16 protein-coding genes are annotated in these 15,829 nt (G+C 71.9%); 9 read left to right on the top strand and 7 right to left on the bottom strand.

The features are described 5' to 3' along the window. Positions 1–150 precede the first annotated feature (150 nt). From OG622_RS41835 to OG622_RS41825, 3 genes are all read left to right on the top strand, one after another. On the top strand, positions 151–1,638 hold the full coding sequence (locus OG622_RS41835) for an alginate lyase family protein (RefSeq protein ID WP_371581988.1): 1,488 nt from the start codon (positions 151–153) through the stop codon (positions 1,636–1,638). Between the two features lie 58 nt (positions 1,639–1,696). After that, the gene (locus tag OG622_RS41830; protein ID WP_371581987.1) at positions 1,697–2,071 is read left to right on the top strand and encodes a DUF779 domain-containing protein; all 375 of its coding nucleotides are present in this window, start codon (positions 1,697–1,699) and stop codon (positions 2,069–2,071) included. 114 nt (positions 2,072–2,185) lie between these two features. Then, the gene (locus OG622_RS41825; protein ID WP_371584386.1) at positions 2,186–3,355 is read left to right on the top strand and encodes a phosphodiester glycosidase family protein; all 1,170 of its coding nucleotides are present in this window, start codon (positions 2,186–2,188) and stop codon (positions 3,353–3,355) included. 98 nt (positions 3,356–3,453) lie between these two features. Here the strand turns inward: OG622_RS41825 and OG622_RS41820 are convergent, their stop codons facing one another. From OG622_RS41820 to OG622_RS41805, 4 genes are all read right to left on the bottom strand, one after another. Further along, positions 3,454–4,554, bottom strand: a complete 1,101-nt coding sequence (locus OG622_RS41820; RefSeq protein WP_371581986.1) for an acyl-CoA dehydrogenase family protein — start codon at positions 4,552–4,554, stop codon at positions 3,454–3,456. Next, a complete protein-coding gene (locus tag OG622_RS41815) occupies positions 4,551–5,735 on the bottom strand; it encodes an acyl-CoA dehydrogenase family protein (protein WP_371581985.1) in 1,185 nt (394 codons plus the stop codon). The genes OG622_RS41820 and OG622_RS41815 overlap by 4 nt, the downstream gene beginning before the upstream one ends. Then, positions 5,732–6,709, bottom strand: coding sequence for an NADPH:quinone oxidoreductase family protein (locus OG622_RS41810; RefSeq protein WP_371581984.1), 978 nt, complete (start codon positions 6,707–6,709; stop codon positions 5,732–5,734). Before OG622_RS41810 ends, OG622_RS41815 begins: the two co-directional genes overlap by 4 nt. 114 nt (positions 6,710–6,823) lie before the next feature. Next, positions 6,824–7,420 (bottom strand): helix-turn-helix domain-containing protein, encoded by a 597-nt coding sequence (locus tag OG622_RS41805; RefSeq protein WP_371581983.1) that lies wholly within the window; start codon positions 7,418–7,420, stop codon positions 6,824–6,826. A 77-nt stretch (positions 7,421–7,497) separates the two neighbouring features. Between OG622_RS41805 and OG622_RS41800 the strand changes: the two genes are divergently transcribed. The 5 genes from OG622_RS41800 to OG622_RS41780 all read left to right on the top strand — a co-directional run bounded on the left by OG622_RS41800 (position 7,498) and on the right by OG622_RS41780 (position 12,248). Beyond that, positions 7,498–8,436 (top strand): NAD(P)/FAD-dependent oxidoreductase, encoded by a 939-nt coding sequence (locus OG622_RS41800; protein ID WP_371581981.1) that lies wholly within the window; start codon positions 7,498–7,500, stop codon positions 8,434–8,436. Between the two features lie 96 nt (positions 8,437–8,532). Beyond that, positions 8,533–10,071, top strand: a complete 1,539-nt coding sequence (locus OG622_RS41795) for an ATP-dependent DNA ligase (RefSeq protein WP_371581979.1) — start codon at positions 8,533–8,535, stop codon at positions 10,069–10,071. Continuing rightward, positions 10,068–10,535, top strand: coding sequence for an NUDIX domain-containing protein (locus OG622_RS41790; protein ID WP_371581977.1), 468 nt, complete (start codon positions 10,068–10,070; stop codon positions 10,533–10,535). The genes OG622_RS41795 and OG622_RS41790 overlap by 4 nt, the downstream gene beginning before the upstream one ends. 65 nt (positions 10,536–10,600) lie before the next feature. Then, positions 10,601–11,986 carry an NADP-dependent succinic semialdehyde dehydrogenase gene (locus tag OG622_RS41785; RefSeq protein WP_371581975.1) on the top strand — a complete coding sequence of 462 codons (1,386 nt, stop codon included), beginning with the start codon at positions 10,601–10,603 and terminating at the stop codon, positions 11,984–11,986. Positions 11,987–12,011: 25 nt separating this feature from the next. Further along, positions 12,012–12,248 (top strand): DUF6213 family protein, encoded by a 237-nt coding sequence (locus tag OG622_RS41780; RefSeq protein WP_037704958.1) that lies wholly within the window; start codon positions 12,012–12,014, stop codon positions 12,246–12,248. 78 nt (positions 12,249–12,326) lie between these two features. On the opposite strand, the gene OG622_RS41775 is transcribed toward OG622_RS41780, so the two are convergent. Both OG622_RS41775 and OG622_RS41770 read right to left on the bottom strand, forming a co-directional pair. Beyond that, the gene (locus OG622_RS41775) at positions 12,327–13,019 is read right to left on the bottom strand and encodes a transcriptional regulator (RefSeq protein ID WP_371581974.1); all 693 of its coding nucleotides are present in this window, start codon (positions 13,017–13,019) and stop codon (positions 12,327–12,329) included. Between the two features lie 118 nt (positions 13,020–13,137). Continuing rightward, positions 13,138–14,364 carry an acyl-CoA dehydrogenase family protein gene (locus OG622_RS41770; protein ID WP_371581972.1) on the bottom strand — a complete coding sequence of 409 codons (1,227 nt, stop codon included), beginning with the start codon at positions 14,362–14,364 and terminating at the stop codon, positions 13,138–13,140. Between the two features lie 172 nt (positions 14,365–14,536). Here OG622_RS41770 and OG622_RS41765 point away from each other — a divergent pair, with 172 nt between their 5' ends. Next, positions 14,537–15,193, top strand: coding sequence for a TetR family transcriptional regulator (locus OG622_RS41765; RefSeq protein ID WP_371581971.1), 657 nt, complete (start codon positions 14,537–14,539; stop codon positions 15,191–15,193). Between the two features lie 25 nt (positions 15,194–15,218). Here the strand turns inward: OG622_RS41765 and def are convergent, their stop codons facing one another. Continuing rightward, complete coding sequence (gene def, locus OG622_RS41760; RefSeq protein WP_371581969.1) at positions 15,219–15,758, bottom strand: peptide deformylase; 540 nt, start codon at positions 15,756–15,758, stop codon at positions 15,219–15,221. Positions 15,759–15,829: the final 71 nt, after the last annotated feature.

Genomic DNA, 15,829 nt, shown 5'->3' with positions numbered 1-15,829 from the left:
CCACCGCGCACCACGGGAACACCACGACGGACGCACCGCCCCGGATTTCTGTTATCCGCCCGGGGCCGGTGCGTCTCCTGTTCGTAGTCACCCGCGCGGGCCGACGCGGGCACGAGCCACGACCCGTACCCGAGACCCGAGGACCCCCACGTGACAGCAGAGATCAGCCGCCGGAGCACGCTGAAGATCGCCGGTATCGCCGCGGGCACGGCGGGTCTGGGAATCGGCACGGGCCTGGCGGCGGCGCCCGCCTCCGCGGCGGGCGGCGCCTTCGCGCACCCCGGTCTGCTCCACACCGGGGCGGACCTGGCCCGGATGGCGGCCAAGGTGAAGGCGGGCGCCCAGCCCCACACGGCGGGGTTCGCCAGGCTGACCGCCAACCGGCACGCGCGGAGCGGCTGGAAGGCCAACCCGCAGGCGACCGTGGTCCGGGGCGGCACCGGCCAGAACTACGTGATCCTTTACAACGACATCCACGCCGCCTACCAGAACGGCCTGCGCCACCACATCACCGGCGAGTCCGCGTACGCCGACACCGCCGTGGCGATCCTCAACGACTGGTCGGCGAAGCTCACTTCCCTGGCGGGCAACGCCGACCGCTTCCTGGCCGCCGGGCTGTACGGCTACCAGATCGCCAACGCCGCCGAACTCGTCCGCGACCACCCCGACTTCGCACTCGACCGCTTCCAGGAGATGCTGAGCGGTGTCTTCGCCCCGCTCAGCGACGACTTCCTGGTCAGGCACAACGGCGCCGTCGTCACGAACTACTGGCCCAACTGGGACCTCGCCAACATGGCGTGCGTCCTGGCCACCGGCGTCTTCTGCGACGACAGGGCCCAGGTCGCCCGCGCCGTCGACTACTTCAAGAACGGTGAGGGTCTCGGCGCGGTCAAGAAGGCCATCCCCGTCGTCCACGACGACGGCCTCGCCGAATGGCTGGAGGCCGGCCGCGACCAGGGCCACGCGCTGCTGGGCGTCGGCCTGATGGGCACCTTCTGCGAGATGGCCTGGAACCAGGGCATCGACCTGTACGGCTACGACGACAACCGCTTCCTCAAGGGCGCCCAGTACGTCGCCAGGTGGAGCCTGGGCGGCGAGGTGGCCTACACCGCCAACACCCGTGCGAAGGGCGCGATCAACGGCTGGTCCGGCAGGGAGACCGCGTCCGACACGGCCGGCGTCGACCCGAACATGACGCGCCCCATCTGGGCCATGATCGCCAACCACTACACCGGGCGCCGGGGCCTCGACGCCTCCTACCTCACCCGCATCGCGGCCAAGGCCGCCCCCGAGGGCGGGGGCGGCGACTACGGCCCCAACAGTGGCGGCTACGACCAGCTGGGCTTCGGCACCCTGGCGTTCACCCGGGACAGGGCCACGGCCGCCGAGGCGAGCGCGCCACCGTCGGCTTCCACGGCCGCGTCCGGCTCGGGGTCCGGCGCCACCTCGAAGAAGGGCGCGCCGTCCGTCTCCCCGTCCCCCACCGCGAGCGCCCAGGGCGGCCGGGGCGAGGACCTGGCCGCGACCGGCACCACCGACTTCCCCGCCTGGACCGCCGCGGGCGGAGTCGCGGCCCTGGCGGGCGGCCTGCTCCTGCTGCGCCGCCGCAACCGTGCCGGCGGCCGGCCGGAGAGCTGACCGCTCGTCCCGGGGCACGCAACGTCCTCGCAACCTGGCGTGCCGTTCACTGCCGTCCATGGATGCTGTCCCGCGTGTAGAGCTGACACCCGCGGCCGCCGATCTCCTACGGCGGCTGCGGGCGGCCCACGGCCCGTTGATGTTCCACCAGTCGGGCGGCTGCTGCGACGGCAGCGCCCCCATGTGCTACCCGGACGGCGAGTTCCGTACGGGAAACTCGGACGTCCTCCTCGCGGAGCTGACCGTCGACGGGATCGACGAGGCGATCGGGTTCTGGATGTCCCGCGGCCAGTACGAGGCATGGAGCCACACCCGGCTGATCGTCGACGTCGTACCGGGGCGGGGCAGCGGTTTCTCCCTGGAAGCACCCGAAGGGGTGCGTTTCCTCATCCGTTCGCGCGTCGTCGGGGCCGAGCCGCCGCCCGGCCGGTAGTCGTCTGGTGCACTCCCCCTGGGTCCTGGAACAGTTGACGAGACATCAGGGGGCGCCGTGACGCGTCGTGCTCGACGGTCAAGAGCGGTACTGACGGTTCTGTCGGCGTGGAGTGTGCTGGCCGGCGCGGCCCTCATGGGCGCCGCACCGGCCAGTGGCGCGCCCAGGGCCGTCGCCGTCGCGCCGGGCATCGAGTACACCCACTTCGACATCCGGGCCGCCAAGGGCGTGACGCACGCCCATGTGCTCAGCGTCGACCTGCGCAACCGCCAGGTGGGCGTCGGGCTGCTGTACCCGGGGAAGGTGGCCGCACGGGCGACCGTGTCCCGGCTGGCCACCTCGGCGGGTGCCGTGGCCGGGATCAACGGCGACTTCTTCAACAACACCGAGACCCAGCACCCCGGTGTCGCTGCCACCGGGGCTCCGGTCGGGCCGGCGATCGCCGGCGGGCACGCGCTCAAGGCCGCCGTGCCGAAGGGCCAGCGCTTCGGCCCGGCCCTGCCGCCCGGCACGAGCACCCTGGACGTGCTGGGCGTCACCACCGACGGCACGGCCCGCCTCGACAGGGTCGCCCTCGACGGTTCCGTCACCACCGCCGGGGGCGTTCTCCCGCTCCGGGGCCTCAACCAGTACGCCCTGCCCGTCGGTTCCGTAGGGGCGTTCACCACGGACTGGGGCAGCGTCTCCCGGCTGCGCGCCGTCTGCGGCACGGACACCGACCGGGCGGCGCCGTGCAGCACCGACACCCACGAGGTGCTGGTCGAAAACGGCCGCGTGGTCGGCTCGGCCGGCACCCCCGGCAGCGGCGCCATCGCGGCCGGCGCCACCGTCCTCGTCGGGCGCGAGGCGGGCGCCCAGCAGCTGCGCAAGCTCTCCCCCGGCGACGCGGTGGAGGTACGGCACCTCCTCGTCGCCTCCACCGGGATCCCGTACGCCTTCGCGCTCGGCGGCTACCCGGTCCTACGGGGCGGCCTGCCGCTCCCGGGCCTCGACAACACGACCTCGGCGGTACGCACCGCCGCGGGCATCGCCGACGACGGGCACCGCCTCCTGCTCCTCGCCCTGGACGGCGCCGCCGCCTACCGCACCGGGCTCACCATCGCCGAGGTCGCCGCCGCCATGCGGGACTCGGGTGCCACCGACGCGTTCAGCCTGGACGGCGGCGGCTCCTCCACGCTGGTCGCCCGCGCCCCCGGCACCAGCACCGTCACCGTACGAAACCACCCGAGCGACGGCACGGAACGAGCCGTACCGAACGGCATCGGCCTGTTCACAAAACCGTGAGCGGCGCCTTCGGCCGCACGGGGCGCAGCCCCTGCACATGGGAAAGCCCGCCCCGGGGGCGGGCTTTCCGGCGCTTCTCCGGGTGTACGTGAGGTACGTCAGGGGGCCTGGAGGTCGACCAGTTCGGCCAGTGCCGCGCGGTGGGCGCCCGCCGTGCCGTACGCGATGGAGTCGGCCTTCGCCCGCTTCAGGTACAGGTGGACGGGGTGCTCCCAGGTCATGCCGATCCCGCCGTGGAGTTGCAGCGCCTCCTCGGCCGTGTGGACGGCCACGGGCGCGGCGAACGCCTGGGCGACGGCCACCGCGAGGTCGGCGTCGTCGCTGCCGGTGGCGAGCCGGTCGGCCGCGTTCCGGGCGGCCGCCCGCAGATTGACGACCTCCAGCCACAGCTGCGCGAGGCGGTGCTTGAGTGCCTGGAAGCCGCCGACGGGCCGGTTGAACTGCTTGCGCTCCTTGAGGTAGCGGACCGTCTCGGTCAACGTCCACTCCGCGAGGCCGAGTTGCTCGGACGCCAGCAGCCCGGCCCCGGAACGCAGGGCCCGGCGTACGGCGGGTTCGGCGTCGCCGAGGAGCCGGCCCGGCGCCCCGTCGAGGACCACCTTCGCCAGCGGCCGGGTCAGGTCCAGGGACACCTGCGGGGTGACGGTCACGGCGGAGGCGTCGACCGCGTACAGGCCCCCGTCGTCGGCGGGCACCAGCAGCACATCGGCGACGGCCGCGTCCGCGATACCGGTCAACTCCCCGTGCAGGGCGCCGCCTTCGTACCGTACGACCTTGTAGGCGCTGCCTGCGGTAACGCTCAGCGAGACCGCCAGGGCGCCGATCGTCGTCGCGGACGCGAGCTGGGAGAGGAGGTCGTCGGCCCCGCACTCCAGCAGAGCCTCGGTGGCGACGACCGCGCTGGTCAGATAGGGGACCGGTGCGACCGCACGCCCCAACTCCTCCAGCACTACGGCCACTTCGCGATGGGTGGCACCCTGACCGTCCAGCTCCTCAGGAACGAGCAGGCCCGCGAGGCCCATTCCTCCCGCGAGGGCCTTCCACGTCACGATGTCGTGCGGGGCGTCCGACTCGACGCGTGCGATCACGCTCACGCCCGCCGCGTCACAGTGGTCGGCCAGCAGGTCGCGGACGGCCGCGCGGAGGGCTTCTTCCTCCTCCGAGTACAACAGGTCGGGCTGCGTGCGCTGTGTCGTCATCGGGACAGGTCCTTCCACGCGACGTCCTTGTCGGTGCGCGGTTCGCTGGGCAGGCCCAGGACGCGCTCGGCGACGATGTTCAGCAGAACCTCGGTGGTCCCGCCCTCGATGCTGTTGCCCTTGGAGCGGAGGTAGCGGTAGCCGGCGTCACGGCCGACGAAGTCGACCAGCTCGGGGCGCCGCATCGTCCAGTCGTCGTACAGCAGCCCTTCCTCACCCCGGAGTTCGACCTCCAGGCCGCTGATCTCCTGGTTGAGGCGGGCGAAGGCGAGCTTCATGCCGGCGCCCTCGGGGCCGGGCTGCCCGGCGACGAGCTGCTGGCGCAGCCGCTCGGCGGTGAGCCGGGCGGCCTCGGCCTCGACCCACAGCTTCAGCAGTCGCTGGTGCAGGTCGTGGGTGCGCAGTTCGGGACGCTCGCGCCAGGTCCTGGAGACCGGGCCGATCATGCCGCCCTCGCGGGGCAGCCGCATACCGCCGATGGCGACGCGTTCGTTGTTGAGCGTGGTCTGCGCGACCTTCCAGCCGTCGCCGATCCCGCCGAGGCGGCGGGAGTCCGGGAGGCGGACGTCGGTGATGAACACCTCGTTGAACTCGGCCTCGCCGGTGACCTGGCGCAGCGGCCGGACGTCGACGCCCGGGTCGGTCATGTCGCAGATGAAGTACGTGATGCCCCGGTGCTTGGGCACGTCCGGGTCGGTGCGGGCGATGAGGATGGCCCAGCGGGCGACGTGCGCGCTGGACGTCCACACCTTCTGCCCGTTGACCACCCAGTCTCCCCCACTCTCCCGGACGGCCCGGGTGCCGAGCGCGGCGAGGTCGGAGCCGGCGCCGGGCTCGCTGAAGAGCTGGCACCAGACCTCCTCACCCGTCCACAGCGGCCGCAGGTACCGGCGCTTCTGCTCCTCCGTGCCGTAGGCGAGGATCGTCGGCGCGGCCATGCCCAGACCGATGCCGATGCGGCGCGGATCGTTGTCGGGGGCGCCCTCCGCCTCCAGGTCCGCGTCCACCACGACCTGCAGGGAGCGCGGGGCGCCGAGTCCGCCGAGGCCCTCGGGGTAGTGCACCCAGGCGAGCCCGGCGTCGAAGCGGGCGCGCAGGAAGTCCAGTCGGTCGGTGGTGGCGGGCGGGTAGGCGGCCAGCAACTCGGCCGTGCGGCGCCTGAGGTCGGCTGCGTCGGTCATGCGGCGGCTCCGTTCTCCAGCGAGGGCACGACGACGACCCGGCCGGTGGTGAGGCCGTCCGCGACGCGCTGCACGGCGGCCGCGGCCCCGCCGAGCGGTGCGCGCTCGCTCACCAGCGGCTTGACGACGCCCCGGGCCGCCAGCTCGGTGAGCTGCTCGTGGCAGTGCTGGACCAGCTTCGGGTTCTTGGTGTTGTACAGGCCCCAGTGCAGGCCGAGGATCGAGTAGTTCTTGACGAGGGCGTGGTTGAGGCCGGGGCTGGGGATCGTCCCGCTGGCGAAGCCGACGACCACGATGCGTCCCTCGAAGGCGACGACCTTGGTCGACTGCGTGTAGGCCTCGCCGCCCACGGGGTCGTAGATCACGTCCGCGCCCCGGCCTCCGGTGGCCGCCTTCACGGCGGAGACGACGTCCTCGCTCCGCCGGTCGACCACCACGTCACAGCCCAGCTCCCGGGCCACGGCCGCCTTGTCGGCGCCGCCGACGACGCCGATGACCGTCGCCCCGGCCGCCTTGCCGAGCTGTACGGCCGCACTGCCGACCCCTCCGGCGGCAGCGTGGACGAGCAGGGTCTCCCCGGCTTCGAGGCGGGCCCGGCGGTGGAGACCGAACCAGCCCGTCTGATAACCGATGTGCAGGGCCGCCGCCTCGGCGTCGTCCAGCGCCTCGGGCGCGGGCAGCAGCGCGGCGGCGTCCGCGACCGCGTACTCGGCGAGGCCGCCGTAGGGCAGCGCCGGATTGGCGATGACCCGGCGCCCGTCCTCGGTCTCACCGCAGATCTCCACGCCCGGGGTGAACGGGAGTGGCGGCCTGACCTGGTAGTGCCCCCGGCACATCAGGGCATCGGGGAAGTTGATGTTCGCGGCGCGCACCTTCAGCAGGACCTGGCCGTCACCGGGCGTGGGCCGCTCCACGTCCTGGAGCCGCATCACCTCGCCCGGCTCGCCGTTCTCGTGCACTTGCCATGCCTGCATGCGGTGCCTCCACGGGACTTCTTCGTCGGACCGGGGTCGACTGTTCGCATGCATACTAAGCGGTCGCTTGCCCTTGGGGGAACATCCCGGAACCACCGGGCCCAGTAGCGTGCGTCACGACCGCGCGGGCCTGGCCCGTACGTGCATCCGCTCCCCCTGCGGCCCGAACAGGCTGAGGAACTCCACCGGCCCCTCCCCCGTCGAGCCGAACCAGTGCGGGACGCGGGTGTCGAACTCGGCGGCCTCCCCGGCGACCATCACCACATCATGCTCGCCGAGCACGACCCGCAGTTTCCCGGACATCACGTACAGCCACTCGTAGCCCTCGTGGGCGCGCGGCTCCGGTTCCTGCCGCGACCGGGGCACCAGGACCTTGAAGGCCTGCAGGCCGCCCGGCTGCCGGGTGAGCGGCCAGTACGTCCGGCCGTGCCGCTGGATCGGCTTCGAGCGCACCCGCGGGTCGCCGACCGGCGGCTCCCCGATCAGCTCGTCCAACGGCACCTGGTGGGCCCGCGCGATCGGCAGCAGCAGCTCCAGGCTGGGCTTGCGCAGCCCCGACTCCAGCCGCGACAGCGTGCTCACCGAGATACCGGTCGCCTCCGACAGCCCGGCGAGCGTCGCCTCCCGCTCCTTCCGGATCCGCCGCAACCGCGGCCCGACTCCGGCGAGGACCTCGTCCGTACCGCCCGCACCCTCACCCGTGTCACTCATCCCGCTATTGCAGTTTCGGCAAAGACATTTGTCAATGCGGCAGTGCTCGGGCGACTGTCGTCGTGGAGGTGGTCACCATGACCGAGCACTACGAAGTGATCGTCATCGGCGGTGGCGCGGCGGGACTCTCCGCCGCCCTGGTCCTCGGCCGGGCCCGGCGGCGCACGCTGGTCGTCGACGCGGGCGAACCCCGCAACGCGCCCGCCGCGCACATGCAGGGCTTTCTGTCACGGGACGGGATGGCGCCGGCGGAGTTCCTGGCCGTGGGCCGGGAGGAGATCGCCCGTTACGGTGTCGAGCTGGTCCGGGGCCGGGCGGTGGACCTGACCCGGGATGACGACGGGCGCGGCTTCACCGTGACGCTCGCCGGCGGCCGGGCCGTGCGCGCCCGACGTCTGGTCGTCGCCACCGGCCTGGAGGACGAACTCCCTGCCGTCCCCGGCGTCGCCGAGCGCTTCGGCCGGGATGTCCTCCACTGCCCCTACTGCCACGGCTGGGAGGTCCGCGACCAGCCCTTCGGTGTCCTCGCCACGACCCCGATGAGCGTCCACCAGGCCCTGATGGTCTCCCAGTGGTCCAAGGACGTGACCCTCTTCCTCCACGAAGTCCCCGAGACCGCCCTCTGCGACGACGACCTGCGCCGCCTGGCGGCCGCCGGGGTCCAGGTGGTCCCCGGCGAGGTCGAGAGCCTGGTCCTCACCGACGACCGCCTCACCGGCATCCGGCTCACCGACGGCACGACACACGCCCGCTCGGTGCTCTTCACGGCCCCCCGCCCGATCCCGCGGACCGGCCTGCTGGAGCAGTTGGGCGCCGACCTGGACGAGACCCCGTTCGGCGCGTACCCCAGGGTCGACCCGACCGGCCTGACCAGCGTCCCCGGCGTCTGGGCCGTCGGCAACGCGATGGGTTTCTCCGAACAGGTCATCAACGCGGCCTCCTCCGGCTACCGAGCGGGAGCGACGATCAACGGAGACCTCCTGATGACCGACCTGGACGCGGCGACGCCGGCGTAGAGAACCGCACGACGAGCCACGACGCCCCCGCACTCGCCGAAGCACGGTTCCCCGCTCCCATAGGCGCCCGGTGATCCCTCGTAGGACCATGGCCCCATGCTCTTCGCCCGGCTCGCCCGCGTGTCGCAAGAGATCGCCGCCACCTCGGCCCGGTCCCGAAAGACCACCCTGCTCGCCGAACTGTTCCGCGACGCCGACGCGGACGACGTACCGATCGTCATCCCGTATCTCGCGGGCCGACTGCCACAAGGCCGTCTGGGAGTCGGCTGGAAGGTCCTGAACCAGCGGATCCCACCGGCCGCCGCCCCCACTCTCACCGTCCGCGAGGTGGACGCCCGGCTGACCGCGATCGGTGGGGTCACCGGAGCCGGTTCGCAGGCCGAACGCAGGAGCCTGGTCGGCGAGTTGCTGGCGGCGGCCACCGACGACGAGCAGCGGTACCTGTTCGGGCTCCTCACCGGTGAGGTCCGGCAGGGCGCGCTGGACGCGGTGGCCGTGGAGGGGCTGGCCGGGGCCACCGGGGCGCCCGCCGCCGACGTACGCCGGGCGGTGATGCTCGCCGGCTCGCTCCAGGCGGTGGCGCAGGCGCTGCTGGCGGAGGGGCCGTCCGCTCTCGAAGGGTTCCGCCTCACCGTCGGGCGGCCCGTCCTGCCGATGCTGGCGCACAGCGCGTCCTCCGTCGCGGAGGCCGTGGCGAAGCTGGGCGTGTGCGCGGTCGAGGAGAAGCTGGACGGCATCCGCGTCCAGGTCCACCGCGACGGCGGCGACGTACGGCTGTACACCCGCACCCTGGACGACATCACCGACCGGCTGCCCGAACTCACCTCCGCCGCGCTGGAGTTGTGGGGTGAGCGGTTCATCCTGGACGGGGAGGTGATCGCGTTCGACGAGGACGGCCGGCCGCGTTCCTTCCAGGAGACGGCGGGGCGGGTCGGGTCGCGGCTGGACGTGGCGACGGCGACCCGGCAGGTGCCCGTCTCGCCGGTCTTCTTCGACGCGCTGTCCGTGGACGGCCAGGACCTCCTCGACCTGCCCTTCACCGACCGCCACGCCGTCCTGGCCCGGCTCGTCCCGGAGCCCATGCGGGTCCGGCGCACCCTCGTGGCCGGTCCCGACGACCTGCCCGAGGCGGAGCTCTTCCTCGCCGACACCCTGGAACGCGGCCACGAAGGTGTCGTGCTGAAGGCCCTCGACGCCCCCTACAGCGCGGGCCGACGAGGGGCGTCCTGGCTGAAGGTCAAGCCGGTGCACACCCTCGATCTGGTGGTCCTGGCCGCCGAGTGGGGCCACGGCCGCCGCACGGGCAGGCTCTCCAACCTCCACCTCGGCGCCCGCACGGCCAACGGCTCCTTCGCCATGCTCGGCAAGACCTTCAAGGGCATGACCGACGCCCTGCTGGCCTGGCAGACCGCACGGCTGACGGGGCTGGCCGTGGAGGAGCACGGCTGGGGCGTGACCGTACGCCCCGAACTCGTCGTGGAGATCGCCTACGACGGTCTCCAGCGCTCCACCCGCTACCCGGCCGGCGTCACCCTCCGTTTCGCCCGTGTGATCCGCTATCGCGAGGACAAGACCCCGGCAGAAGCCGATACGGTCGAGACCCTGCTCGCCGCACACCCCGAGGTGACCCGTTGACCACACCCAAGCGCAGTGCCGGCCTGTTGCTGCACCGCCGCACCGAGCACGGCGTCGAGGTCCTGCTCGGCCACATGGGCGGCCCGCTCTTCGCGCACAAGGACGCGGGGGCCTGGAGCGTGCCCAAGGGTGAGTACGAGCCGGACGAGCCCGCCTGGGACGCGGCCCGCCGGGAGTTCCAGGAGGAGCTGGGGCTGGCGCCGCCCGACGGGGAGGCCGTACCGCTGGGCGAGGTGCGGCAGCGGAACGGCAAGATCGTCACGGCCTGGGCGATCGAGGCGGACCTCGACCCGGCCACCGTCGTGCCGGGCACCTTCCGCATGGAGTGGCCGCCGAGGTCGGGGCGTATCCAGGAGTTCCCGGAGCTGGACCGCGTGGAGTGGCTCACCGTCGAACGGGCCCGGGCCGTGCTCGTCCCGGCACAGGCGGAGTTTCTCGACCGTCTCCTGGAGCACTCGGGCTGAGTCCGCGTTGCGGCGTGCGCCGTGGCGCGGGAAGGTCGAAGGACAGCCCACGCAGGAGGCCACCCATGCCCATCGCCACGGTCAACCCGGCGAACGGCGAGACACTCAAGACCTACGACGCCCTGGGCGAGGAGGAGATCGAGCGCCGCCTCGCCACCGCCGACACCACGTTCCGCACCTACCGGACCACGTCCTTCGCGGAACGCGCCCGGCTGATGCACCGGGCCGCCGAGCTCCTCGACGAGGACACCGAGGACGTCGCCCGGGTGATGACCACGGAGATGGGCAAGCCGGTCAAGCAGGCCCGCGCCGAGGCCGGAAAGTGCGCGAAGGCGATGCGCTGGTACGCCGACCACGCCGAGGTGCTGCTCACCGACGTGGAGCCGTCCGACGCGGACGTGAAGGACTCGGGCGCGTCCCACGTCCTGGTCCGTTACCGCCCGCTCGGCCCGGTGCTCGCCGTGATGCCGTGGAACTTCCCGCTCTGGCAGGTGATCCGCTTCGCCGCGCCCGCCCTGATGGCCGGCAACGTGGGCCTGCTCAAGCACGCCTCCAACGTCCCGCAGACCGCGCTCTACCTGGAGGACCTCTTCCGCCGGGCGGGCTTCCCCGAGGGCTGCTTCCAGACCCTGCTCGTCGGCTCAGGCGCCGTCGAGGACATCCTGCGCGACCCGCGTGTGAAGGCCGCCACCCTCACCGGCAGCGAGCCCGCCGGCCGGGCCGTCGCAACGGTCGCCGGGGACGAGGTCAAGAAGACGGTCCTGGAGCTGGGCGGCAGCGACCCGTACGTCGTACTGCCGTCCGCCGACGTCGACCGGGCCGCCGGGATCGCCGTCACCGCCCGGGTGCAGAACACCGGGCAGTCGTGCATCGCCGCCAAGCGGTTCATCGTGCACGCCGACGTGTACGACGCCTTCACCGAGCGGTTCGTCGAGGCCATGAAGGCGCTGAAGGTCGGCGACCCGCTCGACGAGGACACCGACGTCGGCCCGCTCGCCGGCGAGCGGGGCCGCGAGGACCTGGAGAAGCTGGTCGACGAGGCCGTGGAGAGCGGCGCCACCGTCCTGTGCGGCGCCGAACGCCCCGACGGGCCGGGCTGGTTCTACCCGCCGACCGTCCTCGCCGACATCACCCCCCAGATGCGCGTCCACCAGGAGGAGACCTTCGGCCCGGTCGCCACCCTGTACCGGGTCGCCGACCTGGACGAAGCGATCGCGATCGCCAACGACACGCCCTTCGGGCTCAGCTCCAACGTGTGGACACGGGACGCCGCCGAGGTCGAACGCCTCGTGCGGGACCTCGACGCCGGCGCTGTCTACGTCAACGGGATGACCGCCTCCCATCCGGCGTTCCCCTTCGGCGGGGTCAAGCGGTCCGGATACGGGCGTGAGCTGTCCGGACACGGAATCCGGGAGTTCTGCAACATCACCACCGTGTGGCACGGGGCGTGAGCGTTCCGCGGCTAACATCCCCATTGTGAACCGCGAAGTGACTCTGCCTCTGATCGTCGACGACCGCGGGACCTTGCAGGTGTCCGCGGCCGATGTGAGCAAGCTGCTGCGGACGGTGGGCGGGCGATGGCTGCACCTGGTGGAGGCGGGTGAGGAACTCGACGAGGACACGGTGGCGGCACTGACGATCGAGCTGGCGAAACTGGCGGACCGGATCGACGTGGCGTGCATCGCGCACAGCAGCGGGGCCGCGTCGGGTTGAGAGTCGCGGGTTTGTTGTGGGGTGCTTGTTCGTCGGCGAGTGCGGCTGCGTCGTGCTCGTCGCGCGGTTCCCCCCGCCCTAAAGGGACGCGCTGCCGACCGCCCCCGTATCCAGGGCGCCCAGTGTGGTCCAGAACATCGACTCGTACCTCTGCAGCAGTCGGCCATGGCCGTATGCCAGGTTCTCGTTGATCCGCTCGGCGTCCAGTCCCGCCTGTACCGCCGTCCTCGCCGTCTCCTCCAGCTCGGGTGACGGCTCGGCGAAGAAGTCGAAGAAGGCACGGGCTTCGTCGGTGAAGGCGTAGTGATGGCGCAGGGCTTTCGCGATCGTCGCGCAATAGCCGCCCCATGAGGCGAAGTTGGCGCTCAGGGCGAGTACCGCATCGGCCGGGGACGCGGTCAGGGCGAGACGGGCGACGTAGGACGGGTAAGCCTGGCAGCCGGGTAGGGGCTCGTACGTACGGGCCCGATCCGCGTCCGCACCGCATGCCTCGGCGTACGCCTCCAGCCGCTCCGCCGCCACCGCCTCCCCTTCCGCGAGCATCTCGAAGAAGGGGGCGCTCGCCGGTTCTTCGGCCGCCGACCGTTCGGCCAGATGGCGGAAGGAGCGGAGATCGGCGGCGATGACCAGACGCTGTTCCATGGCGAGCGTGGCGAGGGTGTGGAGGCCGGCCGTACCGGAGGCGATCAAGGGCAGCAGGGGGTTGGCGTCGGGGGCGGGGGCGAGTTTCGCGGTGGTGCTCTCCAGCAGTCGTACGGCCGTGCGCGTCATCGAGGGCTCCCGTCGGTTCACTGGTGTCGCCGCCGGCCGGCGCCCCGTCAGGGGCGCGGGGAACTGCGCGAGCAACCATGACGCTCCCGCAGCCCGAATCGCACGACACCCCACGGCGCTACCGAATGGGCATCCCCGACAGGGTCCGGGCGATCACCAGCCGCTGCACCTCACTCGTACCCTCAAAAATGGTGTAAATGGCAGCGTCACGGTGCATCCGCTCGACCGGGTACTCCCGGGTGTACCCGTTGCCGCCCAGGATCTGGATGGCCTGCGCGGTCACCTTCTTCGCCGTCTCGCTCGCGAACAGCTTCGACTGGGACCCCTCGGCCGCCGTGAACGGCCTGCCGTTGATCGCCATCCAGGACGCCCGCCACACCAACAGCCGCGCCGCGTCGACGGACGTCCGCATGTCCGCGATCTGGAAGGCGACGCCCTGGTTGTCGATGATGGGCCGGCCGAACTGCTCCCGGGTCTTGGCGTAGTCGAGGGCGACCTCGTACGCGGCACGGGCGGTGCCCACCGCCATGGCGCCCACGGCCGGGCGGGACGCCTCGAACGTGGCCATCGCCGCGTTCTTCACCCGCTCACCGCCGGTCTTCGCGCGCTCGCGGGCCCGCGCCAGTCGCTCGTCGAGCTTCTCCTTGCCGCCGAGGAGGCAGGAGCCCGGGATGCGCACGTCCTCCAGGACGACCTCGGCGGTGTGGGAGGCGCGGATGCCGTGCTTCTTGAACTTCTGGCCCTGGGACAGGCCGGGCGTCTTCGGCGGGACGATGAAGGACGCGTGGCCCTTGGAGCCCAGTTCGGGGTCGACCACGGCGACGACGACGTGGACGTTGGCGATGCCGCCGTTGGTCGCCCAGGTCTTGGTGCCGTTGAGGACCCACTCGTCCTTGGCCTCGTCGTACACGGCACGGGTGCGCATGGACGCCACGTCGGAACCGGCGTCGGGCTCGGAGGAGCAGAACGCGGCGACCTTCACGTCGTTGGCGTCGCCGTACATCTGGGGGATCCAGGTGCCGATCTGCTCCTCGGTGCCGTTGGCGAGGACGCCCACGGCGGCGAGGCCGGTGCCGACGATGGAGAGGGCGATGCCCGCGTCGCCCCAGAACAGCTCCTCCATGGCCATGGGGATGCCGAGGCCGGTGGGGTCGAAGTACTGCTGGGCGTAGAAGTCGAGGGAGTAGATGCCGACCTTGGCGGCCTCCTGGATCACCGGCCAGGGGGTCTCCTCGCGCTCGTCCCACTCGGCGGCCGCGGGGCGGATCACATCGGCGGCGAATCCGTGGAGCCAGTCGCGAACCTCTCGCTGTTCCTCGTTGAGTTCCATGGTGAACTCGGCCATGACGCGCCTCCAGCACTGCACTAAGATGTTACCTGCGGTAACTGGAGTCTGTTACCGGTCGGTAGGAAAAGTCAACTCCCGCGGCGGGCTCGGTAGCCCGTTCGATCGGGCCGTACCAATCAGTGTTAGTTTGCGCAGGCGTCACCGTCATCAGCATTTGGGGGAGAGACTCATGGACACCACGCAGCGGAGCGACCAGGAGCGGTCCGCCGACCGCCGTCGGCGCGAGCTGCTGGAGGCCGCGGACAAGGTGGTGCTCCGCGACGGCCCCGGAGCGTCGATGAACGCCATCGCCGCCGAAGCCGGCATCACGAAGCCGATTCTCTACCGCCACTTCGGCGACAAGAGCGGACTCTACGCCGCTCTCGCCCAGCGCCACACCGACGCCCTCCTCGACGCCCTGCGGGCCGCGCTGGACGCCCCGGCGGCACGCCGCGAACGCGTCGAGGCGACCCTCGACACCTATCTGGCGGCCATCGAGGCCCGCCCCCAGGTGTACCGCTTCCTCATGCACCCCGCCGAGGTCGGCCAGCCCGGCGAACAGCCCCGCGACCAGAGCTTCGATGTCGGCAAGCACTCCGCCCCCCTGCTGCGTCGCATGGGCGAGGAACTCGGCAAGGTCATAGAGGACCGCCTCGACCTCGGCCCCGACAGCCACCGGCTCGCCCGCGTCTGGGGCCACGGCATCGTAGGCATGATGCACGCGGCGGGAGACTGGTGGCTCGGCGAACGCCCCTGCACCAGGCAGGAGTTGGTCCGCTGCCTCGCAGACCTGCTCTGGGGCCGCCTGGCAGCGGCGGGCGACAAGGTCGGCGGCCCGGGTTTCTGAGGGTTTCTTTCCGGCCGAGCCGGGGTCACCGCCCCCACGACGCCTTCGCGGCCTTCCGCATCACCCGAGAACGACGCCACCCCGAAAGCCGGTCCACGTACACCTGGCCCTCAAGGTGGTCACACTCGTGCTGAAGGCACCGGGCGAAGAACCCGCTCCCCCACACCCGCACCCGGTCCCCGTCGACGGTGAACCCCTCCACCACGGCCTCGTCGTACCGCTCCACCCCCGCCTCCAGCCCGGGCAGCGAGAGACATCCCTCGGGCCCGCGCAGTATGATCCCCTCCGCCGAGACGAGCCGGGGATTCACCACGTGGCCGAGATGCCGCACGTCCTCGTCGTCCGGGCAGTCGTACACGAACACCCGAAGCGCCCGGCCCACCTGGTTCGCGGCGAGCCCCACCCCCCGTGCCTCGTACATCGTCGCGAACATGTCCTCCACAAGCCGCGCCAGTTCGGGCCCGAACTCCGTCACCTCTTCACAGGGTGCCCGCAATACGGGGTCCCCGAGCAGTGTCATGGGGAGAACGCGCCCTCGGGCGCCGGGAATCGAGCCGCTTCGCATGGCCGCAAGAGTACGTTCAGACCCGATATCGCCGGTCCCGCCAGGACGATGTCTCGCACATCGGCCCGGCC

Source organism: Streptomyces sp. NBC_01314 (assembly GCF_041435215.1).
In the GTDB taxonomy this organism is placed as follows: domain Bacteria; phylum Actinomycetota; class Actinomycetes; order Streptomycetales; family Streptomycetaceae; genus Streptomyces.
This window is presented reverse-complemented; position numbering and strand designations above follow the sequence as displayed.

Bases quoted from the DNA above. Each gene is read 5' to 3' on its own strand.
- def (WP_371581969.1), bottom strand. From the start codon at position 15,758: ATGCGAAGCGGCTCGATTCCCGGCGCCCGAGGGCGCGTTCTCCCCATG.
- OG622_RS41795 (WP_371581979.1), top strand. From the start codon at position 8,533: ATGCTCTTCGCCCGGCTCGCCCGCGTGTCGCAAGAGATCGCCGCCACC.
- OG622_RS41775 (WP_371581974.1), bottom strand. From the start codon at position 13,019: ATGACGCGCACGGCCGTACGACTGCTGGAGAGCACCACCGCGAAACTC.
- OG622_RS41830 (WP_371581987.1), top strand. From the start codon at position 1,697: ATGGATGCTGTCCCGCGTGTAGAGCTGACACCCGCGGCCGCCGATCTC.
- OG622_RS41800 (WP_371581981.1), top strand. From the start codon at position 7,498: ATGACCGAGCACTACGAAGTGATCGTCATCGGCGGTGGCGCGGCGGGA.
- OG622_RS41815 (WP_371581985.1), bottom strand. From the start codon at position 5,735: ATGACCGACGCAGCCGACCTCAGGCGCCGCACGGCCGAGTTGCTGGCC.
- OG622_RS41770 (WP_371581972.1), bottom strand. From the start codon at position 14,364: ATGGCCGAGTTCACCATGGAACTCAACGAGGAACAGCGAGAGGTTCGC.
- OG622_RS41805 (WP_371581983.1), bottom strand. From the start codon at position 7,420: ATGAGTGACACGGGTGAGGGTGCGGGCGGTACGGACGAGGTCCTCGCC.
- OG622_RS41810 (WP_371581984.1), bottom strand. From the start codon at position 6,709: ATGCAGGCATGGCAAGTGCACGAGAACGGCGAGCCGGGCGAGGTGATG.
- OG622_RS41820 (WP_371581986.1), bottom strand. From the start codon at position 4,554: ATGACGACACAGCGCACGCAGCCCGACCTGTTGTACTCGGAGGAGGAA.
- OG622_RS41765 (WP_371581971.1), top strand. From the start codon at position 14,537: ATGGACACCACGCAGCGGAGCGACCAGGAGCGGTCCGCCGACCGCCGT.
- OG622_RS41785 (WP_371581975.1), top strand. From the start codon at position 10,601: ATGCCCATCGCCACGGTCAACCCGGCGAACGGCGAGACACTCAAGACC.